Here is a 22,993-nt window from a genome sequence, read left to right as displayed (position 1 = left end):
GCAAGGAGACCTGGTGAATTTCGCGGACCTCTTCAGCCACATCGGTCAGCACACCGTCGACGGGTTGTCCAAGGGGGCGATCTATGCCCTGATCGCTCTCGGCTACACCCTGGTGTACGGCGTCCTGCGCCTGATCAACTTTGCTCACTCCGAGGTCTTCATGGTCGGCACCTTCGCGGTGCTCGGCCTGTGGACGGCCTTCGGGGTGGAGAACAACCCGCCGCTCGGTCAAGCGGTGCTCTTCCTGGTACTCGGCCTGATAGTCGCGGCGATAGCCTCCGGCGGCACGGCCCTGGCGATCGAACGGGTCGCGTACCGACCGCTGCGGCGCAAGAACGCGCCGCCTCTCATCTTCCTGATCACCGCGATCGGTCTGTCGCTGGTGCTGGTGGAGGTCTTCGGCCTGGTGTTGCCGAAGCTGCTGGGCGACCTGGTGCCGTCCATGTTCGGCCGCGGCCGGATCATCCTCGGCATGCCGACGATCATCGAGCAGAAGACGCTGTTCACGATCGGCAACACGGAGATCAACAACGTTCAGTTGATCGTGATCGTGTCCGCGGTGGCGATGATGGCGGTGCTGGACTGGTTCATCAACCGCACCCGGTACGGCCGGGGTGTGCGGGCGGTGGCGCAGAACCCGGAGACGGCGGCCCTGATGGGCGTCAACCAGGAGCGCGTGATCATGCTGATCTTCGTGCTCGGTGGCATCATGGCGGGCGCGGCGGCGCTGCTGTGGGGCATGCGTTTCGGCTTCACGCAGAACAGCATCGGTTTCGTGCTCGGTCTCAAGGCGTTCACCGCAGCCGTCCTCGGCGGCATCGGTAACCTGCGCGGCGCGTTGCTGGGCGGCCTGTTCCTCGGCATCGTCGAGGTCTACGGCGCCACCATCTTCGCGTCCAACTGGGAGGACGTCATCGCCTTCGTGGTGTTGGTCGTGGTGCTGATGTTCCGCCCGACCGGCATTCTGGGCGAGTCGCTGGGGAGGGCCCGAGCATGATCGACAAGATTCGTGACCTGGACCGTAAGCGCACCAACGCGCTGCATTCGGTCGGCGACCGGTGGCGGGCACTGCCGAGGTGGCAGCGGTCGCTGTCCTTCGTGGCGTTCGTGATCTTCCTCTACTACCTGCCGCTGCTCGGCATCCCCGGCCTGACCTGGCTGCGCACCGACTCGATCTCGGGCGGTAGCAACTGGGCCGGTGTGCTGTTCACCTGCGCCATCTACGTGTTGGTGGCGATCGGTCTCAACGTCGTGATCGGCCTGGCCGGTCTGCTGGACCTGGGCTACATCGGCTTCTTCGCCATCGGCGCGTACGCGGTGGCGCTGTTCGGCTCGGTGAACTCGCCGGTCGTGAAGTGGATCCAGGCGGAGTTCAACCTCCCGACGACCTGGGCGGTGGCCTGGGCGATCTGTGTGTTCATCGCGTTGGTGATGTCGCTGATCTCCGGGGTGATCCTGGGCTGGCCGACGCTGCGACTGCGCGGTGACTACCTGGCCATCGTGACGCTCGGCTTCGGCGAGATCATCCGGATCGTGGCCCGCAACCTGGAGGGCGTCACCCGGGGCCCGCAGGGCATCTCGGCGATTCCCGGGCCGGAGGGTCCGCCCTCGCCGGACAACCAGGTCTTCGGGCTGGTCGACGTCAAGCCGTGGTACTGGCTGGCGATCAGCGTCGTGCTGCTCATGGTCTTCGCGGTGCGCCGGCTGGAGAACAGCCGGGTCGGCCGGTCCTGGCTGGCCATCCGGGAGGACGAGGACGCCGCGGCGGTGATGGGTGTCTACCCGTTCAAGTTCAAGCTCTGGGCGTTCGCCATCGGTGCGGCGCTCGGCGGTTTCGCCGGCTTCCTGTTCGCCAGCCGGTACGCCTTCATCGACCCGACCCAGTTCAACGTGAACCTGTCCATCCTGTTCGTGGCGATGGTCGTGGTCGGTGGGTCCGGCAACATGGTCGGCGTCTCGGTGGGCGCGGTGCTGCTGGCGTACCTTCCGGAGCGGTTCCGTGAGGTCGCCGACTACCGGTGGCTGGCCTTCGGTCTGGCCATGGTGCTGGTGATGATCCTGCGTCCGCAGGGCCTGATCCCCAGCGGACGGCGGGCCCGTGAGCTGAAGGACCGCGCGGCGGAGGCAGAGGAGGCGCCCGCTCATGTCTGACGAGACCAACACCCCGTCCGACGAGACGGAGACCCCGGTAGCGCCGAAGATCCCGGCGCAGCCGGGACCGCGCAAGACGCTGCTGGAGATCGACGACGTCACGCTGCGCTTCGGTGGCGTGGTCGCGCTCAACGGGATCAGCTTCGAGATCAAGGAAGGCGAGATCCTCGGCCTGATCGGGCCGAACGGCGCCGGCAAGACCACCTGCTTCAACGTGATGACCGGGGTCTACAAGCCGACGTCGGGCGCGGTCCGGTTCCGCGGTGAGCGGGTCACCGGCCGTAAGCCGCACCAGATCAGCCGGATGGGCATCTCCCGGACGTTCCAGAACATCCGGTTGTTCCCGGAGATGTCCGCGCTGGAGAACGTCATGGTCGGGACGGACTCCCGGCACAAGACGAGCGTGCCCGGCGCGCTGTTCCGGCTCTACCGGGTGCGGCCCAAGGAGGAGGAGCTGCCGCAGGTCACCGCCTCCGGCGGGATCGTGCGGACCTGGCAGCAGGTGCGGCGTTCCTTCGCCAAGACCTTCGGTCTGTCCCGGCACATCCTGGAGGAGCGGGCGGCCGAGGACAAGGCGATGGAGCTGCTGCGCTTCGTCGGCATCGCCGACCGGGCGAACGACGCGGCGCGCAACCTCCCGTACGGCTACCAGCGACGACTGGAGATCGCCCGGGCGCTCGGCACCGAGCCGAAGCTGCTCTGCCTGGACGAGCCGGCGGCCGGGTTCAACCCGGCCGAGAAGGAGGATCTGCTCGGGCTGATCCGCCGGATCCGGGACAAGGGCGTGACGGTGCTGCTGATCGAGCACGACATGCGGCTGGTGATGGGTGTCACCGACCGGATCGTGGTGCTGGAGTTCGGCAGCAAGATCGCCGATGGTCTGCCGGCCGAGGTCAGTCGAGACCCGCGGGTGATCGCGGCGTACCTGGGGGAGCCCGCCGATGCTGCTTGAGTTGAACGACGTCAGCGTCTCGTACGGTCGGATCGAGGCGTTGCACGGCATCAGCCTCACCGTCAACGAGGGCGAGGTGGTGGCCCTGATCGGTGCCAACGGCGCCGGCAAGACCACCACCATGCGGGCGATCTCCGGTATCCGTTCGCTGTCCGGCGGTCGGATCACCTTCGACGGCGAGGACATCAGCAAGCTCCGTGCCGACCTGCGGGTGGTCCGGGGTCTGTGCCAGTCACCCGAGGGCCGGCAGATCTTCCCCGGCATGACGGTGCTGGAGAACCTCGACATGGGGGCGTACACCAGGCGGGACCACGCTGGCATCGCCGCCGACCTGGAGAAGGTGCTGGAGCTGTTCCCCCGGCTGCGCGAGCGTCGCAAGCAGGCCGGTGGCACGCTCTCCGGCGGTGAGCAGCAGATGCTCGCCGTCGGTCGGGCGCTGATGAGCCGGCCGAAGCTGCTGCTGCTGGACGAGCCGTCGATGGGCCTGGCCCCGATGATCATTCAGCAGATCTTCGACATCATCGTGGAGATCAACCAGCAGGGCACCACGGTGCTGCTGGTGGAGCAGAACGCGCAGCAGGCGCTCTCCCGCGCGCACCGGGCGTACGTCCTGGAGACCGGGCGGATCGTCAAGGAGGGGACCGGGCAGGAGCTCCTGCACGACCCCTCGATCAAGGAGGCGTACCTGGGCGTGGCCTAGTCGCCGCGTGCCGTCGATGGCCGCCCGTCCCCGTGTCCGGGGGTGGGCGGCCGTCGACGTTTCCGGTCGGCCGCCGGTGCCGCCGCGCGGGGGGGTGTCGGGGGTACGGGCTAGAGTCGCTGCCGTGACAGCTACGACGCCGCGCCTGCTCCTCGTCGACGGACACTCCCTGGCATACCGGGCGTTCTTCGCCCTGCCGGTGGAGAACTTCTCCACCACGACCGGGCAGCCGACCAACGCCGTCTACGGCTTCACCTCCATGCTGATCAACGTGCTGCGCGACGAGCAGCCGACGCACATCGTGGTCGCCTTCGACGTGTCCCGCCGCTCCTTCCGCACCGAGAAGTACGCGGAGTACAAGGCTGGCCGCAGCGAGACGCCGACCGACTTCAAGGGCCAGGTCAGCCTGGTCAAGGAGGTCCTGGAGGCGTTGCGGGTGCCGGTGGTGGAGAAGGAGGGCTACGAGGCCGACGACGTCATCGCCACGCTCGCCTGCCAGGCCCGTGACCAGGGCATGCCGGTGCTGATCTGCACCGGTGACCGGGACGCCTTCCAGCTCGTCGGCGACCACGTCACCGTGCTCTATCCGCGTAAGGGCGTCTCCGACCTGGCCCGGATGGACCCGGTCGCGATCGAGACGAAGTACGGCGTCGGCCCGCAGCGTTACCGCGACCTGGCCGCGCTGGTCGGCGAGACCAGCGACAACCTGCCCGGTGTCCCGGGCGTCGGCCCGAAGACCGCGGCCAAGTGGATCAACACGTACGGCGGGGTGGAGGGTGTGATCGCCCGCGCCGACGAGATCAAGGGCAAGGCCGGTGACAGCCTGCGCGAGCGGCTGGCCGACGTGATCCGCAACTACGAGATCAACTGCCTGGTCACCGACCTCGACCTGCCGGTGCGGCCGGAGGACGCCCGCTGGCAGGGGTGGGACCGCGAGGCGGTGCACCAGGTCTTCGACACTCTCCAGTTCCGCATCCTGCGGGACCGGCTCTACCAGTACCTCGACGCCGTGGAGCCGGAGGCGGAGGCGGGCTTCGACCTGACCGGCGAGGTGCTCGCCGCGCCCGGTGCGTTGGCCGGGTGGCTGGAGACGCACGCGACGGCCGGCACCCCGGTCGGCGTCGCGGTGAAGCTGGACACCGGCCCGAACCGCCGGCACACCGCCGCCGTCACCGGCATGGCGCTGGCCACCGCCGACGGCGCGGCGGCCTGGTTCGACCCCGCCGGACTGGCCCGGGACGACGAGACCGCCCTGGCGGGATGGCTGGCCGACGAGAGCCGGCCCAAGGTGCTGCACGACAGCAAACCGGCCGTGCTGGCCTTCGGCGCGCACGGCTGGTCCCTGGCCGGCATCGCCCGGGACACCCAGATCGCGGCCTACCTGGCCCGCCCGGACCAGCGCTCGTACGACCTGACCGACCTGGCGCTGCGCTACCTGCACCGTGAGCTGCGGGTCGACACGCCGGACGACGGCCAGCTCACGCTGGACGGGTTGGGCGGCGACGGCGAGGCCGAGCAGAACCTGATGCTGCACGCGCGGGCCACGCTCGACCTGGCCGAGGCGATCGACGCCGAGCTGTCCCGCGACGGGGAGCAGTCGGCGCGGCTGATGGCCGGGGTGGAGCTGCCGCTGATGCGGGTGCTGGCCGCCATGGAGCGCATCGGCATCGCCGCCGACACCGACTACCTCTCGGAGTTGGAGGCGCACTTCGCCGCCGAGGTGAAGGCCGCCGCCCAGGGCGCGTACGCGGTGGTCGACCGGGAGTTCAACCTGGGGTCGCCCAAGCAGCTCCAGGAGATCCTCTTCGGTGAGCTGAACCTGCCCAAGACCAAGAAGATCAAGACTGGTTACACCACCGACGCGGACGCCCTGCAGTGGCTCTACGCGCAGACCGAGCACCCGTTGCTGCACCACCTGCTGCGGCACCGTGACGTGGCCAAGCTCAAGTCGACGGTGGACGGTCTGCTCAAGTCGGTCTCCGACGACGGGCGCATCCACACCACGTTCAACCAGACGGTGGCCGCCACCGGCCGGCTCTCCTCCACCGAGCCGAACCTGCAGAACATCCCGATCCGCACCGAGGAGGGGCGCCGGATCCGTCGCGCGTTCGTGGTGGGCGAGGGATACGAATGCCTGCTCACCGCCGACTACAGCCAGATCGAGATGCGGATCATGGCACACCTGTCGACGGACGACGCGTTGATCGAGGCGTTCAACTCCGGTGCCGACTTCCACGCCGCCACCGCCTCGTCGGTCTTCGGCGTGCCGGTCACCGAGGTCACGCCGGACCAGCGCCGCAAGATCAAGGCGATGAACTACGGCCTGGCGTACGGGTTGAGCGCGTTCGGTCTGTCCCAGCAGCTCGGCATCACCGCCGAGGAGGCGCGGGGGCTGATGGAGGACTACTTCGCCGGGTTCGGTGGGGTCCGCGACTACCTGCACGAGGTGGTGGCGCGGGCCCGCCAGGACGGCTACACCTCCACCATCCTCGGTCGCCGCCGATACCTGCCCGACCTGGTCAGCGACAACCGGCAGCGGCGTGAGATGGCCGAGCGGATGGCCCTCAACGCCCCGATCCAGGGCTCGGCGGCGGACATCATCAAGGTCGCCATGCTGCACGTCGACACCGCGTTGCGGGAGGCGGGCCTGGGGTCTCGGATGCTGTTGCAGGTGCACGACGAACTGGTCTTCGAGGTGGCGCCGGGCGAACGGACGGCGCTGGAGGAGTTGGTGCGCCGCGAGATGGGTGCGGCCTATCCGCTCTCCGTGCCGCTGGAGGTGTCGGTCGGCGAGGGCCGGGACTGGAACAGCGCCGACCACTGACCCGTGCGGCGGTCAGCGGTCAGACGGTGAGCGCGGTGTCCGGGCACGCGGCCGGCGTGGCGGTGCCGGGGCCGGTGGCCGGGGTGGCGTCGCGCAGTGCGGCGGCGAGCCGGTCGCGGAGCGCCACCTGGGCGGCGATGCGGGCGTCCAGCACGGCCAGACGGTCCCGGGCGATCCGGAGCCCGACGGGGGAGGGCGCCGCGGCGGCCACGTCCCCGTCGAGGCAGGGCAGGAACGCCCGGACGTCGGTCAGCGTCAGTCCGGCGGCCAGCAGGTGCCGGATGTTGCGGACCCGGACGACGGCCCGGTCGTCGTACTCGCGGTAGCCGTTGGCGGTCCGGTGCGAGTCGATCAGGCCGTGTTCCTCGTAGTGGCGCAGCGCCCGGGGCGTGCTGCCGGTGATCCGGGCCAGTTTCCCGATCCGCAATCCGGGCACCGTCCTCTCAGGCGACGACCGCTCCGCCGTCGACCGGCAGCACCACCCCGGTGACGAAGGCGGCTGCCGGTTCGCAGAGCCGCAGGATCGCCCACGCTACCTCCTCGGGGTGGCCGATCCGGCCCAGCGGGGTGTGCGCGAGCTGCCAGGCGCGTACCGCCGCACGCTGCTGCGGGTCGAGGCCCTGGTGCGTACCGATCGGGGTGTCGATCGCGCCGGGGGCGACCGCCACCACCCGGATGCCGCGCGGCGCCAGTTCCACCGCCCAGCTTCGGGTCAGCGAGTCGAGGGCGGTCTTGCCGGCGGCGTAGAGCGCGGAGCCGGGCCAGGCGCGTTGTCCGACCGCCGTGGTGACGTTGACGATCACGCCCCGGGTGGCGGTCAGCGCCGGAACGGCGGCGTGCGCCAGCCGGATCGGGGCGAGCAGGTTGGTCTCCAGTTGCCGGCGGGCTGCCGTCTCGTCCAGGTCGGCCAGGTCGCCGCCGCCGGCGATGCCGGCGTTGTTGACCAGTACGTCCAGGCGTCCGTGGCGGTCGACGGCGGCGCGGAGCACCCGGTCGGGCGCGTCGGCGGCGGTGACGTCGACGGTCAGCGGGGCGATCAGCGGGTGGCCGGCGGCGGTCTCCGCCAGCGGCGCGGCGCGGCGGCCCACCGCGATGACGTGGGCCCCGGCGGAGCTGAACGCCCGGGAGGCGGCCCGGCCGATTCCGGTGCCGGCACCCGTCACGACGACGACCCGGCGTGGCATGTGATCGTTCATGCCGCCGATCGTCCGACCCTGCCGTCAGTGGCAGGGTCAAGCCGCACCTCGGCCGGGGCAGGTCCGCCGAGGTCGCCGCGCCGGGCTGCGCGGAACTCGGCACGCCCGGCCGCACCTGGGTCGGGGCGCTGGCCGCGTCGGGATCAGCGTGCCGGGCCGCGCCGGTTCTTCGGTGGGCTGCCGTGTCGTTCCAGTGCCTTGCGGGACGGGCCGCCGGGCGGGGGCAGCGGGGCCTTGACCGGGTCGTGACCCCAGTTCATCAGGGAGTACCGCCAGCGTGTCTCGCGGACGTCGCCGCTGGGTCGCTGGGCCATGTGCCGCCGGACGTAGCCGACGACCTTGCGCATGTGCTTGTAGTCGGCCGCGCTGAGCTGGTCCCGCTTGCGGCGGAGCAGGTCGACGATCCGGCGGCCGGATTCGTGGCCGACCGACTCGCCGCCCTCGGTCCCCTTCTTCTGCCAGCCGACGTGCTTGGACTCCGGCGTCTCCAGCCACTGCTGGAGTTCGCCGGGCTTCATGTTCACCGCCTCGGTGAACTCCCGGTAGGTCTGCTGGTCGTCACTCCCGCTCACGGCGCAGCACCTCCGGATGGTGGGCGACGTCCCGGCCCGAGTCGTCGTTGCGGATGCGGTACTGCGGGGCCTGCGGGGACGCGTCGACGGTGTGTCCGCGTACCCGGGTGCGTTCGGTCAGTTTCTCCTGCACCACGCCGTGCGCCCGGCCGCTGTGGCTGGCCCAGGAGACGTGGTCGCCTCGGCGGAACTCCTTCTCGGCCATGTCGCGGCTTACCCGGGGGAGTGGGACGGAAACGGCGGCTACGGGCGCGCGCCGACAGCTCGGTCGGGTCGCTCGGTGACGAAGATCGCGGTGCCGGGGAAGAGCCGGCCGCGCAGCGGGCTCCACTGCCCCCAGATCCCCTCGTGTCCCGCTGGCCACTCCGGCTCCACCAGGTCCACCAGGCGGAACCCGGCACCGACCAGTTCGCGGATCCGGTCGCCGAGGGTGCGGTGCTGCTCGACGTAGGTGGCCACGCCGCCCTCGTCCTGCTCCACGTACGGCTGCCGGTCGAAGTAGGAGTGCACGGCGGTCAGTCCGCCCTCGCCGGGGTCGTCGAGGAAGATCCAGCGCATCGGGTGGGTGACCGAGAAGACCCAGCGACCGCCGGGGCGCAGGATCCGGTGCACCTCGCGCATCAGGGCCGCCGAGTCGTCGACGAACGGCACCGCGCCGAACGCCGTGCAGGCGATGTCGAAGCTGGCGTCGGCGAAGGGCAGCGCCAGCGCGTCGGCCTGGGTCAGCGGTACGCGTACGCCGCTGCGCTCGGCGGCGCGGGCGGCGTGGCGCAACATGCCGGCGGAAAGGTCCACCGCGACCGGGAGGGCGCCTTCGGTGGCCAGCCAGCGGGCGCAGGACGCCGCGCCCGCGCCGACCTCCAGCACCCGGCGTCCGGCCAGCTCACCGAGCAGCCGGGCGTCGGCCTCGCGCAGCCCCTCCGGGCACCAGACGAAGTCCACGTCGCCCAGGAAGGCCCCGTGTTCGGTCTGGTAGGCGTCGGCGTCGGTGTCCCACCAGCGGCGGTTGGCGTGGCGGATCTCGGCGGCGTCGACCCGGCGCCGGGTCACCCGGTTGTCGTCGTTCACCCGCTCACGCTAGGCGTCCGGAGGGGGTGGTACGACGGGTGGGCCGGGGTGTCGTGGCACCGGCTGGCCGAAATCTCCGCTTTCGCGGGTGGTGAGGTGATGAGGAGACGGGAGGGCTTGCACGCTGTGGTAATGCAGCGGGTAGGGTAGACGATGCGCTCGCGGATCGTGTGCCTCGGCAGGGAGCAGGTGCGCGGTCGACGGAGTCACATCAAGATCTCGTTCAGCGATTTCCGGGTGGTGGGTCCGCCGGCGGATCCGTTGGCGCGCACAGGTCACCGCGACACCAGCCTGCTGTGACACACCATCCGACCGGAGCAACCGCCCACATGACGAGCAGCATCGAGGCCCCCTCGAGCGCCACCAAGGTCACCGTCGACGATCTCGGCTCTGAGGAGGCTTTCCTCGCCGCGATCGACGAGACCATCAAGTACTTCAACGACGGCGACATTGTCGAAGGCACCGTCGTCAAGGTCGATCGGGACGAGGTCCTGCTCGACATCGGCTACAAGACCGAGGGTGTCATCCCCTCTCGTGAGTTGTCGATCAAGCACGACGTGGACCCGGCAGAGGTCGTCTCGGTCGGTGACCACATCGAGGCCCTCGTCCTCCAGAAGGAGGACAAGGAGGGTCGGCTGATCCTCTCCAAGAAGCGGGCGCAGTACGAGCGGGCCTGGGGCACGATCGAGAAGATCAAGGACGAGGACGGTGTCGTCCGCGGTTCGGTCATCGAGGTGGTCAAGGGTGGCCTCATCCTCGACATCGGGCTGCGCGGCTTCCTGCCCGCCTCCCTGGTCGAGATGCGGCGTGTGCGCGACCTGCAGCCGTACGTCGGCCGCGAGCTCGAAGCCAAGATCATCGAGCTGGACAAGAACCGCAACAACGTGGTCCTGTCCCGCCGTGCCTGGCTGGAGCAGACGCAGTCCGAGGTGCGCACCGAGTTCCTCAACAAGCTCCAGAAGGGGCAGGTCCGCAAGGGCGTCGTCTCCTCGATCGTCAACTTCGGCGCGTTCGTCGACCTCGGCGGCGTGGACGGTCTGGTGCACGTCTCCGAGCTGTCCTGGAAGCACATCGACCACCCCTCCGAGGTGGTCGAGGTGGGCCAGGAGGTCGAGGTCGAGGTCCTGGACGTCGACCTGGACCGCGAGCGGGTCTCGCTGTCGCTGAAGGCGACCCAGGAGGACCCGTGGCGGCAGTTCGCCCGCACCCACGCGATCCAGCAGATCGTGCCGGGTAAGGTCACCAAGCTGGTGCCGTTCGGCGCGTTCGTCCGCGTCGACGACGGCATCGAGGGCCTGGTGCACATCTCCGAGCTGGCCGAGCGCCACGTGGAGATCCCCGAGCAGGTCGTGCAGGTCGGCTCCGAGGTCATGGTCAAGGTCATCGACATCGACCTGGAGCGCCGCCGGATCTCGCTGTCGCTCAAGCAGGCCAACGAGGGCTTCGTCGAGGGCGAGGAGCACTTCGACCCGACCCTCTACGGCATGGCCGCGACGTACGACAACGAGGGCAACTACATCTACCCGGAGGGCTTCGACCCGGAGACGGGCGAGTGGCTCGAGGGGTACGACAAGCAGCGCGAGACCTGGGAGAACCAGTACGCCGAGGCGCGGCAGCGCTGGGAGGCGCACCAGAAGCAGGTGCAGACCTCTCGGGCCGCCGAGGCCGAGGCCGCTGCCAACCCGCAGCCCGCCCCGACCGGCACCACCACCTCGACCAGCGCGGCCCCGAGCCGTCAGGCCGAGGAGCCCGCGGGCACCCTGGCCACCGACGAGGCGCTCGCCGCTCTGCGGGAGAAGCTCGCCGGCGGTAAGTGACCCGCTGCTGACGACGACGGGCCCCGCCCCGACCTGGATCAACCGGGTCGAGGCGGGGCCCTCGCCGTCGACCGGCCCGCACGCGCGACCCCCGCCACCCGGGCTTGGCGCAACCGTCCTGGTCAGGTTGACTGGTGCCGTGTTGAAGATCGGACTCACCGGCGGGATCGGCTCGGGCAAGAGCGCGGTGGCGCGCCGGCTGGTCGAGCGCGGGGCGGTACTCGTCGACGCCGACCGGATCGCGCGGGAGGTCGTCGCCCCCGGCACCGACGGGTTGGCCGAGGTCGTCGCGACCTTCTCCGAACGGGTACTCGCCGCCGACGGCGCCCTGGACCGGGCTGCCCTCGGCGAACTGGTCTTCGCCGACGAGTCGGCCCGCCGCCGGCTGGAGGCCATCGTGCACGGCCGGGTGCGGGCCCGCACGGCGGAACTGGTCGCCGCGGCGCCACCGGACGCCGTGGTGGTCAACGACGTGCCGCTGCTGGTGGAGGTGGGGCTGGCCGCCACGTACCACCTGGTGGTCGTGGTGCGCACGGAGGTGGAGACCCGGCTGCGCCGGTTGGCCCGGGACCGGGGGATGAGCCGCGACGAGGTGGAGCGGCGGATCGCCGCGCAGGCCGACGACGCCCGGCGCGCGGCGGCGGCGGACGTGCTGCTCACCAACGACGGCACCCTCGACGAGTTGCACGCGGCGGTCGACGCGCTCTGGCGGGACCGGCTGGTGCCCTACGAGGTCAACCTGCGGCAGCGACGGCCGGTCCGGCTGGACCGGGTACGCCTGATCGAACCCGATCCGACCTGGCCGCAGCAGTACGCCCGGCTGGCCGCCCGGATCCGGCACGCGGTCGCCCCCGCCGACCTGCGCGTGGACCACATCGGGTCGACCGCGGTCACCGGACTGGCCGCCAAGGACGTCATCGACATCCAGCTCAGCGTGTCGTCGTTGGCCGAGGCGGACGGGCCGATGGCCGACCGGCTCGCCGACGTCGGGTTCCCCCGGTTGCCCGGCGACTGGTGGGACACCGCGCGCACCGGCGGCGGCCGGTGGGAGAAGCGGCTGCACGGCAGCGCCGATCCGGGTCGCCCGGTGCACCTGCACATCCGGGAGACCGGCTCGCCCGGCTGGCGGTACGCCCTGCTGATGCGCGACCACCTGCGCGCCGATCCGGACCGGCGGGCCGCGTACCTGGGACTCAAGCGGGAGTTGGCCGCCTCCGCGCCGGAGAGCGGCGCGTACGCCACGGCGAAGGACCCGTGGTTCGACGAGGAGCACCTGCGCGCCGAGGAGTGGGCCGCCCAGACCGGGTGGCGTCCCTGACCGGAGGCTCTCAGGTCGGCGGGGTCAGCCGGGGCACCCGCCCGACGGTCAGGTCGAGCTGTGCCCAGGCCCCGGCCGAGGTCCGGGCCTCCAGTCGGCGCAGCAGCCCGGTGCGGTCCACCCAGTAACGCGTCGGTCCCCGGGCGGTCTGTACCTCGACGACGTCCACCGGTACGCCGTCGTGGCTGTCGCCGCGGACCCGGCGGGTGCCGCCCTGCGGACCGGTGCCCCGGGCGGCGCGCAGCGCGGCGGACACCAGCGGGTCCAGCGCCGAGGTGCGGTGCGGCCCGGTCCGCCAGCCGGTGGCCGGGGGTGGCAGCGGAGGCTGTGCCGCTGGATCCGTGGCGGGCCGGGTCTCGATCCGCGTCACCGCGTGTCGGTCGTGCCGGACCAGGACGCGGCGGTCCGTGGCGTCGAGTTCGGTGACGCCCAGGTACGCGGTGCCCGCCGTCCAGCTCACCCAGCCGGAGCCACGCAGGTCGAGGCCGGTGCCGACCGGGCCGACCAGGGTGACGGTGGCACCACCGGCGGCGCGCAGTCGGGCCGGCAGCCGTCGCCAGCGGTCCCGTTCGGTGGTGGTGAGGACACGGGGCAGGCCAGGACGGCCGCCCAACGCGTCGACCGGGCGCAGCGTGGGCCGGTCGGCGCGGTGCACCTGGAGGTGCACCGTGCCGACGCCGGGCAGTGCGGTCTCGAGCCGGTGCAGCCGTCCGGCCGCGTCCAGCCAGTACCGGGCGGTGTCGCCGGGGACGGTGCGGGGCGCGGCGGCGGGCGACCCGGTCGGGGAGGGGGCGGGGCGCGGCAGGGTCGCCTCCAGCACGTCGACCGTCTCGCCGTCGACCCGCTCGTGTCGCAGCCAGCGGCCGGTCAGTTCGTCGGCGGGTTCGGGCCGGTCGCGGGCGAGGTCGAAGAGCAGGTGGAGCAGGGGGTCGAGGCTCGGGTCGGCGGGCAGTCGCCAGCCGCCGCCCGGGGGCATCAGCGGTGGCATGGCGGGGGTCGACATCGCCTCCGGGTCAGGGCGGACCACGGTCACCGTGGGGGTGGCCTGGGCCAGTCCGCGCAGCGGGCCGGCGCCGGGACCGCTGACGTCGAGGTAGACCAGTCGGCGGGCCCAGTCGACCCAGCCGAGCAGGTCGGTGCGGCCGGCGGTGCCGCTGACGGTGAGGTGCAGCCCGGCGCGGACGTCCCGGTAGTTGACGACCCGCATGGCGGCCAACCGGTCCCGCTCGGCCGCCGTCAGCTCGCGGGCGGGCGGTGCGGCGGGCGTCCAGTTCACCAGCGTCGCGACCAGGGTGACGGCGGAGGCCGCGGCGGTCAGTGCGAGTGCGGCCAGGACGACGCGGCGACGTCGGGCGGCGGCCTGCCGGAACTGCTCGACCTCCTGGTCGGCGCCGGTGAGGTCGTCGTCCTCGGCGGGGTTGGCGGCCGCCGGGTCGAGCATGCCGTGCACCACGGCCGCCCGGCGGAGGCCGGGGCGCGGTCGGGGTGCTCCGGTGGCCGGATCGGGCCCGGTCAGGCCGAGGATCGCCGGTGGGGTGATGCCGGAGCGGTGCCGACGGGCACCGGCGCGGTGGCGGCTGTCCCGTCCGGCGGGGCCGTCCGTCGGACGGTCGGCCGTGAGGTGCGCGTCCGCCGTGGTGCGCGCGTCTGCCGTGGTGCGCGCGTCCGCCGTGGTGCGCGCGTCGGCCGGGGTGTGCGCCGGAGGCGGGGTGTGCGCGTCGGGCGGGTCGCCGGGGCCGGTGTCGTCGGAGGCCGGTCGTGAGGTGTCCTTCACGGGAGGTTGAACGGGACGGACCGGGCTGGGGTGACGAGGTGGCGGCGCTCGCGGCGGCCGGTCTGCGCGTTCGGCGCGACCACGTCGGGCGCGCACGCCGGGCAATGCCGGGTGCTGCGGCCTTCGGTGCCGGGGGCGGCGTGGCCTGTGGGGCCCGCCACCGGCCCGGTCGGCCGCCGCGAGCGGCCTACGGAAAAATCGTAGCCGGGTGAGAAGAACCACACAATGCGAATATCGAAGCCGATCAGGTGCCGCCTGTAGTCGCGGCGGAGTGTCGGTCCCCGGGCGTACGGTTGACGCCATGGCGCTCGACATTCCCCGGCTCGACGGCCGTTTCCAGGTCGTCAGCGATTTCCAGCCGGCCGGTGACCAGCCGGCGGCGATCGACGACCTGGAGCGACGGGTCCGCCGTGGTGACCGGCACACCGTGTTGCTCGGCGCGACCGGCACCGGCAAGAGCGCCACCACCGCCTGGCTGGTCGAGCGGCTGCAACGGCCCACGCTGGTGCTGGCGCCCAACAAGACGCTCTGCGCCCAGCTCGCCAAGGAGTTCAGCGAGCTGCTGCCGGACAACGCGGTGGAGTACTTCGTCTCGTACTACGACTACTACCAGCCCGAGGCGTACATCCCGCAGACCGACACGTACATCGAGAAGGACTCCTCGATCAACGAGGAGGTCGAGCGGCTGCGGCACTCGGCCACCATGTCGCTGCTCACCCGGCGCGACGTGGTGGTGGTGGCGACCGTCTCGGCGATCTACGGCCTGGGCACCCCGGAGGAATACCTGGATCGCGCGGTGCGGGTCGCCGTCGGCCAGGAACTCGACCGGGACCAGTTGCTGCGCCGGCTGGTCGACATCCAGTACACCCGCAACGACATGGCCTTCCAGCGGGGCACGTTCCGGGTCCGGGGCGACACGTTGGAGATCATCCCGGCGTACGAGGAACTCGCCGTCCGCATCGAGCTCTTCGGCGACGAGGTGGAGAAGCTCTACTACCTCAACCCGCTGACCGGGGACGTGGTGCGCGAGGTCGACCATCTGCTGATCTTCCCGGCGACGCACTACGCCGCCGGGCCGGAGCGGATGGAGCGGGCGGTCCGCGACATCGAGGCCGAGTTGGGCGAGCGCCTGGAGGAGCTGGAGCGGCAGGGCAAGCTGCTGGAGGCGCAGCGGCTGCGGATGCGCACCACGTACGACATCGAGATGATGCGGCAGGTCGGCTTCTGCTCCGGCATCGAGAACTACTCGATGCACATCGACGGCCGGTTGCCCGGCAGTCCGCCGCACTGCCTGCTCGACTACTTCCCCGACGACTTCCTCACGGTGGTCGACGAGTCGCACGTGACGATCCCGCAGATCGGCGGCATGTTCGAGGGCGACGCCTCGCGTAAGCGGATGTTGATCGACCACGGGTTCCGGCTGCCCAGCGCCGCCGACAACCGTCCGTTGCGCTTCGACGAGTTCCTGGAGCGGGTCGGCCAGATGGTCTTCCTGTCGGCCACCCCGGGGCCGTGGGAGTTGGAGCACGCCCAGGGCGAGTACGTCGAGCAGGTGATCCGCCCGACCGGCCTGGTGGACCCGGAGGTCGTGGTCAAGCCCACCAAGGGTCAGATCGACGATCTGATGCACGAGATCAAGCTGCGCACCGAGCGCGACGAGCGGGTCCTGGTCACCACGTTGACCAAGAAGATGGCCGAGGACCTGTCGGACTATCTGCTGGAGAACGGCATCCGGGTGCGTTACCTGCACTCCGAGGTGGACACGTTGCGTCGGGTCGAGTTGCTGCGGGAGTTGCGACGGGGCGACTACGACGTGCTGGTCGGCATCAACCTGCTGCGGGAGGGTCTGGACCTGCCCGAGGTGTCGTTGGTGGCGATCCTGGACGCGGACAAGGAGGGCTTCCTGCGCAGTGGCCGGTCGTTGATCCAGACCATCGGCCGGGCGGCCCGGAACGTCTCCGGCCAGGTGCACATGTACGCCGACAAGATCACTCCGTCGATGGCGGCCGCGATCGAGGAGACCGACCGGCGCCGGGCCAAGCAGATCGCGCACAACGAGGCGCACGGGATCAGTCCCGAGCCGCTGCGCAAGAAGATCCACGACATTCTCGACGACATCTACCGCGAGGCGGAGGACACCGAGGCGACCCGGGTCGGTGGTGCGGTGCGTCAGTTGTCGCGGGGCAAGGCGCCGGTCAAGGAGACCCGCAGCCGGTCCCGGGGCGGTGCGGCCACCCCGGCTCGCGAGGGCATGGCGCGGGCCGAGTTGGCGCAGCTCATCCAGGAGCTCAACGACCAGATGCTGGCTGCCGCGCGGGAGTTGCAGTTCGAGTTGGCCGCCCGGATCCGCGACGAGGTCGCCGACCTCAAGAAGGAGTTGCGGGGAATGGACGCTGCCGGGGTGACCTGACCGCCGGAGCGGGTGTGGTGGCGCGCGGTGATATCGGTTCGTTGCATAGCGCAAGCGAGGTATTGCCGTGCGTGACTGTCCTGCGTACTCTCCGACGGTGGGGAGGCCGGGATGCCGTTGTCAGCAAGTCCTGTCATCCGCCGGGTACGGCTCGGTGCAGAGTTGCGCCAGCTACGCCGCGGTGAGTCGCTCACCTTGGAGCAGGTCTGTGGCCAGCTCGGGTGGGCGTCCACGTCCAAGTTGTCCCGCATCGAGCTGGGCCAGAGCCGGCCGGACCTGGCCGACGTGCTCGACCTGCTCGACGTCTATCAGGTGCCGGCACCGCAGCGCGAGGCGTTGATCGTCATCGCTCGGGACGCGGCGGCCGGTCGCGGCTGGTCCCGGGCGCTGGGTGAGATGGGGGAGCGGCAACGCGCGTACGCGGAGTTGGAGGCGGGTGCGGCCGGCATCGTCGAATACCAGCCTGCTGTGCTGCCCGGGTTGTTGCAGACCCCGGCGTACGCCCGGCTGCGGCTGACCGCCGCGGCGCTGATCGCTCCCGAGCTGGAACTGGAGGCCGAGGTGCGGGCTCGCGGGCTGCGGCAGCAGGTGCTGCGTCGGGACGATCCGCCGCACTACACGGCCCTGCTGGACGAGCGGGTCTGTGCCCCCGACGGCATGCCGGTGGACGTCTGGCGGGAGCAGGTGTGGCACCTGGTGGCGTTGACCGAGCTGCCGCACGTCACCATCCGGCTGGTGCCCGGTGACGCCGCGCCGCACCACGGTGTGCACCCGCTGGCCGGGTTCTCCTGGTATGTCTTTCCCGATCCGGCGGATCCCCGCACGGTGATGCTGGAGACGCTCACCACCGACCTGCGGTTGGTCGCCGAGGCCGACATCGCGCGCTACGAACGGATGATCGACTGGCTGTCCGCGGTGGCGCTGCCGGCCACGGAGACCGCGTCGGTGCTGGCCCGGCAGGTCGAGCGGCCGGAGATCCCCCGGCCCGCCGACCCCGTCGAGGACGCCGTGCCGCCACCCGTCGAGGAGGCCCCGGCCGTGGAGCACGACGCGGAGCGCCTCGCCGGCTGAGGCGTCCCGCTTCTGACGGGACGCGTACGCAGGACGCGGGTGATCGGATGGGGACGCGCGGCCGTCGGGCCCGGCGCGCCCCCGAGCCCGGCGACCGCGCGTCGCGGGCACGATAGACGAGGGGTACGACACTTCCCGGGCGGCAGGCCGGCAGCCGCAGGTGTCGTCAGGCGGGTACGTCGACGAAGTGCTCGACGAGCGGCGGACCGGCGAAGTACGGGCCGATCAGCCCGCGCCACTGCGCGAAGCGGTCGGTCTGCCGGAAGTTGACCTCGTGCGCCTCGACCGAGTCCCACTCGACCAGCAGCACGAACCGGGTGGGGGACTCGACACCCCGGGTCATCCGGACCGACCGGCAGCCGGGCGTGTCGGCAAGGACCGGGTGCGCCGTGCGGTACGCGGCGGCGAACTCGTCCTCCTGCCCGGGAATCACGTCGATCAGCGCGACTTCAAGCACCATGTCAGCAGCCTCGCACGGCGGCGGGGTCGAGGTGGTCGCAGGGGTCTGTTCCGCCGCCGGTCGGCGCTCTAGGGTGAGCCCGCGAAGGACCGGGAGGACCTGTGATCGACTGGCTCACCAGCACGGCGTTCAGCGTCGCCGGGGCGGGCATCAGCTGGGCGGAGCTGCTGGGCTTCGGCACCGGTGTGGTGAACGTCTGGCTGATCGCCCGGCAGCACATCGCCAACTGGGCGATCGGCATCGCCAACGTGCTGCTGCTCGGGCTGCTGTTCTGGACCGCCGGCCTGTACGCCGACGCGAGCCTGCAACTGGTCTACGTGGCTCTCGGCTGCTACGGGTGGTGGCACTGGCTCTACGGCGGCGAGCGGCGCAGCCGGCTCACCGTGACCCGCACCGGACGGCGGGAGTGGCTGGGGCTCGGCGTGGCCGGGGTGCTGCTCACCGGTGCGATCTGGCTGCTGCTGGACCGGGCCACCGACTCGACCGTGCCGCTGCCCGACGCGCTCACCACCGCGCTGTCGTTGCTGGCCACGTACGGGCAGACCCGCAAGCTGGTGGAGAGCTGGTGGCTGTGGATCGCCGCCGACCTGATCTACATCCCGCTGTACGGGTACAAGGGACTCTGGCTGACCGCCGTGCTGTACGTGATCTTCCTCGGTCTCTGCGTGGTGGGTCTGCGGGCGTGGCGGTCGGACCTACGGCGGCGTGAGTCACCCGCGCCGGTGCCGCCCGGTCCGGCGCCGGTGGTCGCGTGAGCGGCGGGACCGACCCGGCGACCGCCCCGTCCGGGGCCGCGTCCCGGTTCCGGCACGGCATGGTGGTCGGGAAGTTCTATCCGCCGCATGCCGGGCATCACGCGTTGATCGAGGCGGCGGCGGCCCGTTGCGCGACGGTGACCGTGGTGGTCGCGCCGTCGCGGCGGGAGTCGATTCCGCTCGCCGAGCGGGTCGCCTGGTTGCGGGAGGCGCACGCGGGCAGCGGCCGGGTGCGGGTGGTGGGTCGCTACGACGACCATCCGGTCGACTACGCCGATCCGGCGGTGTGGGACGCGCACTGCGCGGTGTTCCGGGAGGCGGTCGGGCCCGAGCCGGTGGACGCGGTCTTCTCCTCCGAGGAGTACGGCGCGGAGCTGGCCCGTCGCTTCGACGCGGTGGCGGTCTGCGTGGACCCGGACCGGCGTACGGTGCCGGTCTCCGGCACGGCGGTCCGGGCCGATCCGGTGGCGCACTGGCGGTGGTTGAGTCCGGCGGTGCGGGCCTGGTTCGTCCGCCGGGTCGTGGTGGTGGGCGCCGAGTCGAGCGGCACCACGACGATGGCGCAGGCCCTGGCCGCGCACTACGGCACGGTGTGGGTCCCCGAGTACGGCCGCGAGTTGACCGCCCGCAAGCTGGCGCGACTGCGTCGGCGGGAGCCCTCGGCGACGGTCTTCGACGTGACCTGGGATCGGGACGACTTCGTCGAGGTGGTCCGTGGTCAGCAGGCAGCCGAGGATGCGGCGGCCCGGGTCAGCGGCCCGCTGCTGTTCTGCGACACGGACGCCCGGGCGACGGCGGTCTGGGAGGAGCGGTATCTGGGCTCGACCTCACCGGCGGTGCGGGCGGCGGCCCGGCGTCCGGCGCAGTATCTGCTGACCGACCACGAGGACGTGCCCTTCGACGACGACGGCCTGCGCGACGGCGAGCACCTGCGGGCCTGGATGACCGAGCGGTTCCGCACCGAGTTGGCCGGGTGCGGGGTGCCGACGGTGGCGTTGCGCGGCTCGCACGCCGAGCGGCTGGCCACGGCGGTGGCCGCCTGCGACGCGCTGCTGGCGGCCGGGTGGTCCCTGGCCGATCCGCTGCTCCCGGCCACCCCACGACACCTAGCCTCCTAGGAAGCCGTAGCGGGAGAGGGCCGGGTCACCCTGATGGGCGGCTCAGATGCGGTGCGCGCCGACGAGAGTGGCGGTGCGCTCCTCGGGCAGCCGTTCCTCCACCACCCGGCGGTGCCGGAAACAGGCGTGCAGCATCCGCCGCTCGTCGTGTCGCCGGGGAGCGGCGGTGACGATGCCGATGTGGTGGATCCGCTCGTTGGGTCGGGCGAAGGTGTACAGGTCACCCGGCCGTTCGGCGCCAAGCGCCACCGGGCGGGTGGCGACGGCCTGGTCGGCGGCGTCGCGGGGGAGTCGCACTCCGAGCCGTCGCCAGGCCAGGTGCACCAGGCCCGAGCAGTCGATCCCGTACGCGGACAGGCCGCCCCACAGGTAGCCGACGTCGACGAGTCGTGCCGCCAGGGCGGCCACCTGCGCGACGTCGGGTGGAGCGGTCGGCGCGGTCGCCAGGTGCGTCGCCGGCAGCCACAGCGGGTCGGCGTACCCGGGGGCGTGCACCGGACGCCAGCCGTCGACGGCCGCACCGGCGGCGGCCAGTCGGGTGCCGAGGACGACACCGGGGAGCACGACGCATCCGCCCGGGCCGGTGCGCAGGGCGGTGACCCGGGCGTCGACGACCACCGGCGTGCCACGCGCGGCGGTGGACGGGGCGAGTTGGGCGGCGGACAACCAGCCCGGATAGCCGCGCGGATCGAGCCGTGCCGAGGGCTGTTCGAGCGCCACCACGTGCGCCCAGCCGTCCGGTCGGACCTCGGTGACCAGCACCCGCTCGCCGAGCAGGAGTTGGCTCAGCACGCAGGAGTCGACCTGCTGACCGGCGTCCAGGCCGGCGATCCACGCCCCGACCTCGGCCGGTGCGCCGAGTGCCGGGGCGTCGACCGCCCGCACCTCGTCGGGAGATCGCCAGAGGGTGGCGACGGCGACCCGGACCACCGCTTCGGCACCGTGTCGCACACCCACCCCCGGCCGGTTGCACCCCTGGGTCCGGACGATAGGAAAGTTCTCGACGGTCGACAATCCTCAGTCCGCATCTTTACTCCGGGTGGCGTGGTCACTTCTGCCTGCCCGGCCACCGGAACCGGCCCTGCGGTGGTGATCGTCGGATCGGGCACGCTGGTAGGCGTGGTGTTCAGCGATGGGGAGGATCAGAACGTGGGTCTGGAACGGGACTGGCGGCTCGTGGGCGCGCCCAACGCGCGGGACCTGGGTGGTCTGGTCGGTGCGCGGGGGCGGCGGGTACGGCCGGGGCGGCTGATCCGTACCCCGGCGCTGGGTCGGCTGACCGACGAGGACCTGACGGTGCTGGCCGGGCTCGGTCCGGCGTGCGTGGTGGACCTGCGGGACCGCTCGGAGGTGTCGGTGGCCCCGCCGGACCGGTTGGTCGGCGCGCCGACCGTGGTGCACCTGCCGGTGCACGACCCGGCCCATCCGGTCTTCACCTATGTCTCGGCGGTGCTGCTCGGGCACGACCTGGACGGGTACGCGGACCTGGCGCGGCAGGGGACACCGGCGGCGATGGCGGACATCTATCGCTGGTTCGTGACCGGGGAGTCGGCCCGGGCGGGCTTCGGCGCTGCCGTGCGGCTGGCGGCCGAGTCGGCGAACCTGCCGCTGGTGTACCACTGCTCGGCGGGCAAGGACCGCACCGGTTGGTTGACCGTGGTGCTGCTGCACGCCCTGGGTGTGGACGAGGTCGCGATCCGGGCCGACTACCTGGCCAACAACGAGTTGACCGAGAGCCTGCGCGAGGTGCTGATCGAGGCGATGCGGCGGCGGCACCCGGGGGTGGACGACGCGGCGGTGCGTCCGGTGCTGGAGGTCCGCCCGGAGTATCTGGACGCCGGGTACGCGCAGGTGCGGCGGGTGCACGGGTCGTTCGACGCGTACCTGCGGGACGGGCTGGGGGTCACCGACGAGACGGTGGCGGCGTTGCGGGCGAACCTGTTGGAGTGAGGTGATGCCGGTCGCGCCACAGCCGGGCGGAGATGTCGGCGACCAGCCGGCGGGCGTGCGCGTCGGCCGGGCCGCTGGGCTGCTGCGCGGTCAGCGGGGTGGTGGTGCACACCGCCAGCAGGTACGGGTCGGCGTCGGTGGGGAAGACCACTGCGGCGCCGTGGCGTATCCCGCGTACCCAGCCGTTCTTGTGGGCCAGCCGGGTGCCGGCGGGCAGGCCCTCGGCGATGTCCTGACGGACCTGCTGGCCGCAGAGCACGTCGAGCATCGCGGCGCAGGCGGCGGGTGGGGCGATCGGCCCGGGGCGGGTGGCCCCCACGGCGACTTCGCGCAGCAGGGCGGCCAGGTCGGCGGCGGTGACCAGGTTGGTGATGCCCGCGTCGCGGGCGGCGAGGTCCTCGATGCCCCGGGCGGTGACGCTGTGCCGGGCACCGGCCGCCGCCCAGACCTCGGCGACGGCGGGTCGGCCGACGTGTTCGAGGACCAGGTTGGTGGCGAGGTTGCTGGACCGGACGATCATCCGTTCGGCGAGCCAGCGCAGTGGTTCCTCCCGCCCGAGCCGGTGCCAGACGTCCTGGTCGTTGTCGTACTCCCGGACGCAGGAGTACGGGGGTGCGTCCGGGAGTGCGGAGGTGAACCGGTTGCGGATCGGCACCGGGGTGTCCAGGTCGAGCCGTCCGGCCTCGGCGGTGCGGTGCAGCGCGGCGAGCACCGCGAGTTTCATGGTGCTCGCCGCGTAGTGGGTGGCCTCGGCGTGTCGGGTCCAGGTGGGCGGGGCGTCGAGCCGCCCCGCGTACACCGAGATCGTGCCGGGTTCCCGGTCCAGCCGCGCGTCGAGGTCGTCGGCGGACATGGCA

Annotated in this window: 21 protein-coding genes; 12 read left to right on the top strand and 9 right to left on the bottom strand. The window is 71.8% G+C overall.

Translation table 11 applies throughout. From position 1 onward, the window contains the following. Positions 1-13 precede the first annotated feature (13 nt). The 5 genes from ACZ31C_RS15910 (at position 14) to polA (ending at position 6,627) form a co-directional block, all read left to right on the top strand. Positions 14-997, top strand: coding sequence for a branched-chain amino acid ABC transporter permease (locus tag ACZ31C_RS15910; protein WP_350696478.1), 984 nt, complete (start codon positions 14-16; stop codon positions 995-997). Continuing rightward, entirely contained in the window at positions 994-2,151 is a 1,158-nt protein-coding gene (locus ACZ31C_RS15905) for a branched-chain amino acid ABC transporter permease (RefSeq protein ID WP_350696480.1), read from the top strand. Before ACZ31C_RS15910 ends, ACZ31C_RS15905 begins: the two co-directional genes overlap by 4 nt. Then, positions 2,144-3,103, top strand: coding sequence for an ABC transporter ATP-binding protein (locus ACZ31C_RS15900; protein ID WP_465795915.1), 960 nt, complete (start codon positions 2,144-2,146; stop codon positions 3,101-3,103). The genes ACZ31C_RS15905 and ACZ31C_RS15900 overlap by 8 nt, the downstream gene beginning before the upstream one ends. Next, a complete protein-coding gene (locus tag ACZ31C_RS15895; RefSeq protein ID WP_131053259.1) occupies positions 3,093-3,803 on the top strand; it encodes an ABC transporter ATP-binding protein in 711 nt (236 codons plus the stop codon). The genes ACZ31C_RS15900 and ACZ31C_RS15895 overlap by 11 nt, the downstream gene beginning before the upstream one ends. Positions 3,804-3,927: 124 nt before the next feature. Next, positions 3,928-6,627 carry a DNA polymerase I gene (gene polA, locus ACZ31C_RS15890; RefSeq protein ID WP_465795914.1) on the top strand — a complete coding sequence of 900 codons (2,700 nt, stop codon included), beginning with the start codon at positions 3,928-3,930 and terminating at the stop codon, positions 6,625-6,627. A gap of 19 nt (positions 6,628-6,646) precedes the next feature. Here the strand turns inward: polA and ACZ31C_RS15885 are convergent, their stop codons facing one another. From ACZ31C_RS15885 to ACZ31C_RS15865, 5 genes are all read right to left on the bottom strand, one after another. Further along, positions 6,647-7,063 (bottom strand): MerR family transcriptional regulator, encoded by a 417-nt coding sequence (locus tag ACZ31C_RS15885; protein WP_465795913.1) that lies wholly within the window; start codon positions 7,061-7,063, stop codon positions 6,647-6,649. Between the two features lie 7 nt (positions 7,064-7,070). Beyond that, on the bottom strand, positions 7,071-7,823 hold the full coding sequence (locus ACZ31C_RS15880) for an SDR family NAD(P)-dependent oxidoreductase (RefSeq protein ID WP_465795912.1): 753 nt from the start codon (positions 7,821-7,823) through the stop codon (positions 7,071-7,073). Between the two features lie 143 nt (positions 7,824-7,966). Then, the gene (locus tag ACZ31C_RS15875) at positions 7,967-8,395 is read right to left on the bottom strand and encodes a DUF3140 domain-containing protein (protein ID WP_465795911.1); all 429 of its coding nucleotides are present in this window, start codon (positions 8,393-8,395) and stop codon (positions 7,967-7,969) included. After that, a complete protein-coding gene (locus ACZ31C_RS15870) occupies positions 8,382-8,600 on the bottom strand; it encodes a hypervirulence associated TUDOR domain-containing protein (RefSeq protein ID WP_465795910.1) in 219 nt (72 codons plus the stop codon). The genes ACZ31C_RS15875 and ACZ31C_RS15870 overlap by 14 nt, the downstream gene beginning before the upstream one ends. A 38-nt stretch (positions 8,601-8,638) precedes the next feature. Continuing rightward, positions 8,639-9,463: a class I SAM-dependent methyltransferase gene (locus ACZ31C_RS15865; protein ID WP_465795909.1), complete on the bottom strand. Its 825-nt coding sequence runs from the start codon at positions 9,461-9,463 to the stop codon at positions 8,639-8,641. A 329-nt stretch (positions 9,464-9,792) separates the two neighbouring features. Here ACZ31C_RS15865 and rpsA point away from each other — a divergent pair, with 329 nt between their 5' ends. Next, a complete protein-coding gene (rpsA, locus tag ACZ31C_RS15860) occupies positions 9,793-11,280 on the top strand; it encodes a 30S ribosomal protein S1 (RefSeq protein WP_117227135.1) in 1,488 nt (495 codons plus the stop codon). Positions 11,281-11,419: 139 nt separating this feature from the next. Then, entirely contained in the window at positions 11,420-12,598 is a 1,179-nt protein-coding gene (coaE, locus tag ACZ31C_RS15855) for a dephospho-CoA kinase (RefSeq protein WP_465795908.1), read from the top strand. A 10-nt stretch (positions 12,599-12,608) separates the two neighbouring features. Here coaE and ACZ31C_RS15850 read toward each other — a convergent pair whose 3' ends face one another. Next, entirely contained in the window at positions 12,609-14,372 is a 1,764-nt protein-coding gene (locus ACZ31C_RS15850) for a hypothetical protein (RefSeq protein WP_465795907.1), read from the bottom strand. Positions 14,373-14,673: 301 nt separating this feature from the next. On the opposite strand from ACZ31C_RS15850, the gene uvrB reads away from it, so the two are divergent. Next, on the top strand, positions 14,674-16,782 hold the full coding sequence (uvrB, locus tag ACZ31C_RS15845) for an excinuclease ABC subunit UvrB (protein WP_465795906.1): 2,109 nt from the start codon (positions 14,674-14,676) through the stop codon (positions 16,780-16,782). Positions 16,783-16,893: 111 nt separating this feature from the next. Beyond that, positions 16,894-17,853, top strand: a complete 960-nt coding sequence (locus ACZ31C_RS15840; RefSeq protein ID WP_465795905.1) for a helix-turn-helix domain-containing protein — start codon at positions 16,894-16,896, stop codon at positions 17,851-17,853. A 166-nt stretch (positions 17,854-18,019) separates the two neighbouring features. Here the strand turns inward: ACZ31C_RS15840 and ACZ31C_RS15835 are convergent, their stop codons facing one another. Continuing rightward, positions 18,020-18,313, bottom strand: a complete 294-nt coding sequence (locus ACZ31C_RS15835) for an antibiotic biosynthesis monooxygenase family protein (protein ID WP_350696498.1) — start codon at positions 18,311-18,313, stop codon at positions 18,020-18,022. 101 nt (positions 18,314-18,414) lie between these two features. Between ACZ31C_RS15835 and pnuC the strand changes: the two genes are divergently transcribed. Then, a complete protein-coding gene (pnuC, locus tag ACZ31C_RS15830; RefSeq protein ID WP_396742823.1) occupies positions 18,415-19,068 on the top strand; it encodes a nicotinamide riboside transporter PnuC in 654 nt (217 codons plus the stop codon). Further along, a complete protein-coding gene (locus ACZ31C_RS15825) occupies positions 19,065-20,186 on the top strand; it encodes an AAA family ATPase (RefSeq protein WP_465795904.1) in 1,122 nt (373 codons plus the stop codon). Before pnuC ends, ACZ31C_RS15825 begins: the two co-directional genes overlap by 4 nt. A 42-nt stretch (positions 20,187-20,228) precedes the next feature. Here ACZ31C_RS15825 and ACZ31C_RS15820 read toward each other — a convergent pair whose 3' ends face one another. Beyond that, positions 20,229-21,116, bottom strand: a complete 888-nt coding sequence (locus ACZ31C_RS15820; protein ID WP_465795903.1) for a C40 family peptidase — start codon at positions 21,114-21,116, stop codon at positions 20,229-20,231. 225 nt (positions 21,117-21,341) lie between these two features. Between ACZ31C_RS15820 and ACZ31C_RS15815 the strand changes: the two genes are divergently transcribed. Further along, positions 21,342-22,136 carry a tyrosine-protein phosphatase gene (locus ACZ31C_RS15815; protein WP_465795954.1) on the top strand — a complete coding sequence of 265 codons (795 nt, stop codon included), beginning with the start codon at positions 21,342-21,344 and terminating at the stop codon, positions 22,134-22,136. Here the strand turns inward: ACZ31C_RS15815 and ACZ31C_RS15810 are convergent. Continuing rightward, the gene (locus ACZ31C_RS15810) at positions 22,090-22,989 is read right to left on the bottom strand and encodes a serine hydrolase (protein WP_465795902.1); all 900 of its coding nucleotides are present in this window, start codon (positions 22,987-22,989) and stop codon (positions 22,090-22,092) included. The genes ACZ31C_RS15815 and ACZ31C_RS15810 overlap by 47 nt on opposite strands. Positions 22,990-22,993 lie beyond the last annotated feature (4 nt).

This window comes from Micromonospora sp. NPDC023869, assembly GCF_055559695.1.
This window is presented reverse-complemented; position numbering and strand designations above follow the sequence as displayed.

What these genes read in the sequence shown, in the direction of transcription:
- ACZ31C_RS15905 (WP_350696480.1), top strand. Translation starts at nt 994, where the DNA reads ATGATCGACAAGATTCGTGACCTGGACCGTAAGCGCACCAACGCGCTG.
- ACZ31C_RS15900 (WP_465795915.1), top strand. Translation starts at nt 2,144, where the DNA reads ATGTCTGACGAGACCAACACCCCGTCCGACGAGACGGAGACCCCGGTA.
- ACZ31C_RS15895 (WP_131053259.1), top strand. Translation starts at nt 3,093, where the DNA reads ATGCTGCTTGAGTTGAACGACGTCAGCGTCTCGTACGGTCGGATCGAG.
- ACZ31C_RS15880 (WP_465795912.1), bottom strand. Translation starts at nt 7,823, where the DNA reads ATGAACGATCACATGCCACGCCGGGTCGTCGTCGTGACGGGTGCCGGC.
- ACZ31C_RS15870 (WP_465795910.1), bottom strand. Translation starts at nt 8,600, where the DNA reads ATGGCCGAGAAGGAGTTCCGCCGAGGCGACCACGTCTCCTGGGCCAGC.
- rpsA (WP_117227135.1), top strand. Translation starts at nt 9,793, where the DNA reads ATGACGAGCAGCATCGAGGCCCCCTCGAGCGCCACCAAGGTCACCGTC.
- uvrB (WP_465795906.1), top strand. Translation starts at nt 14,674, where the DNA reads ATGGCGCTCGACATTCCCCGGCTCGACGGCCGTTTCCAGGTCGTCAGC.
- ACZ31C_RS15840 (WP_465795905.1), top strand. Translation starts at nt 16,894, where the DNA reads ATGCCGTTGTCAGCAAGTCCTGTCATCCGCCGGGTACGGCTCGGTGCA.
- ACZ31C_RS15835 (WP_350696498.1), bottom strand. Translation starts at nt 18,313, where the DNA reads ATGGTGCTTGAAGTCGCGCTGATCGACGTGATTCCCGGGCAGGAGGAC.
- ACZ31C_RS15810 (WP_465795902.1), bottom strand. Translation starts at nt 22,989, where the DNA reads ATGTCCGCCGACGACCTCGACGCGCGGCTGGACCGGGAACCCGGCACG.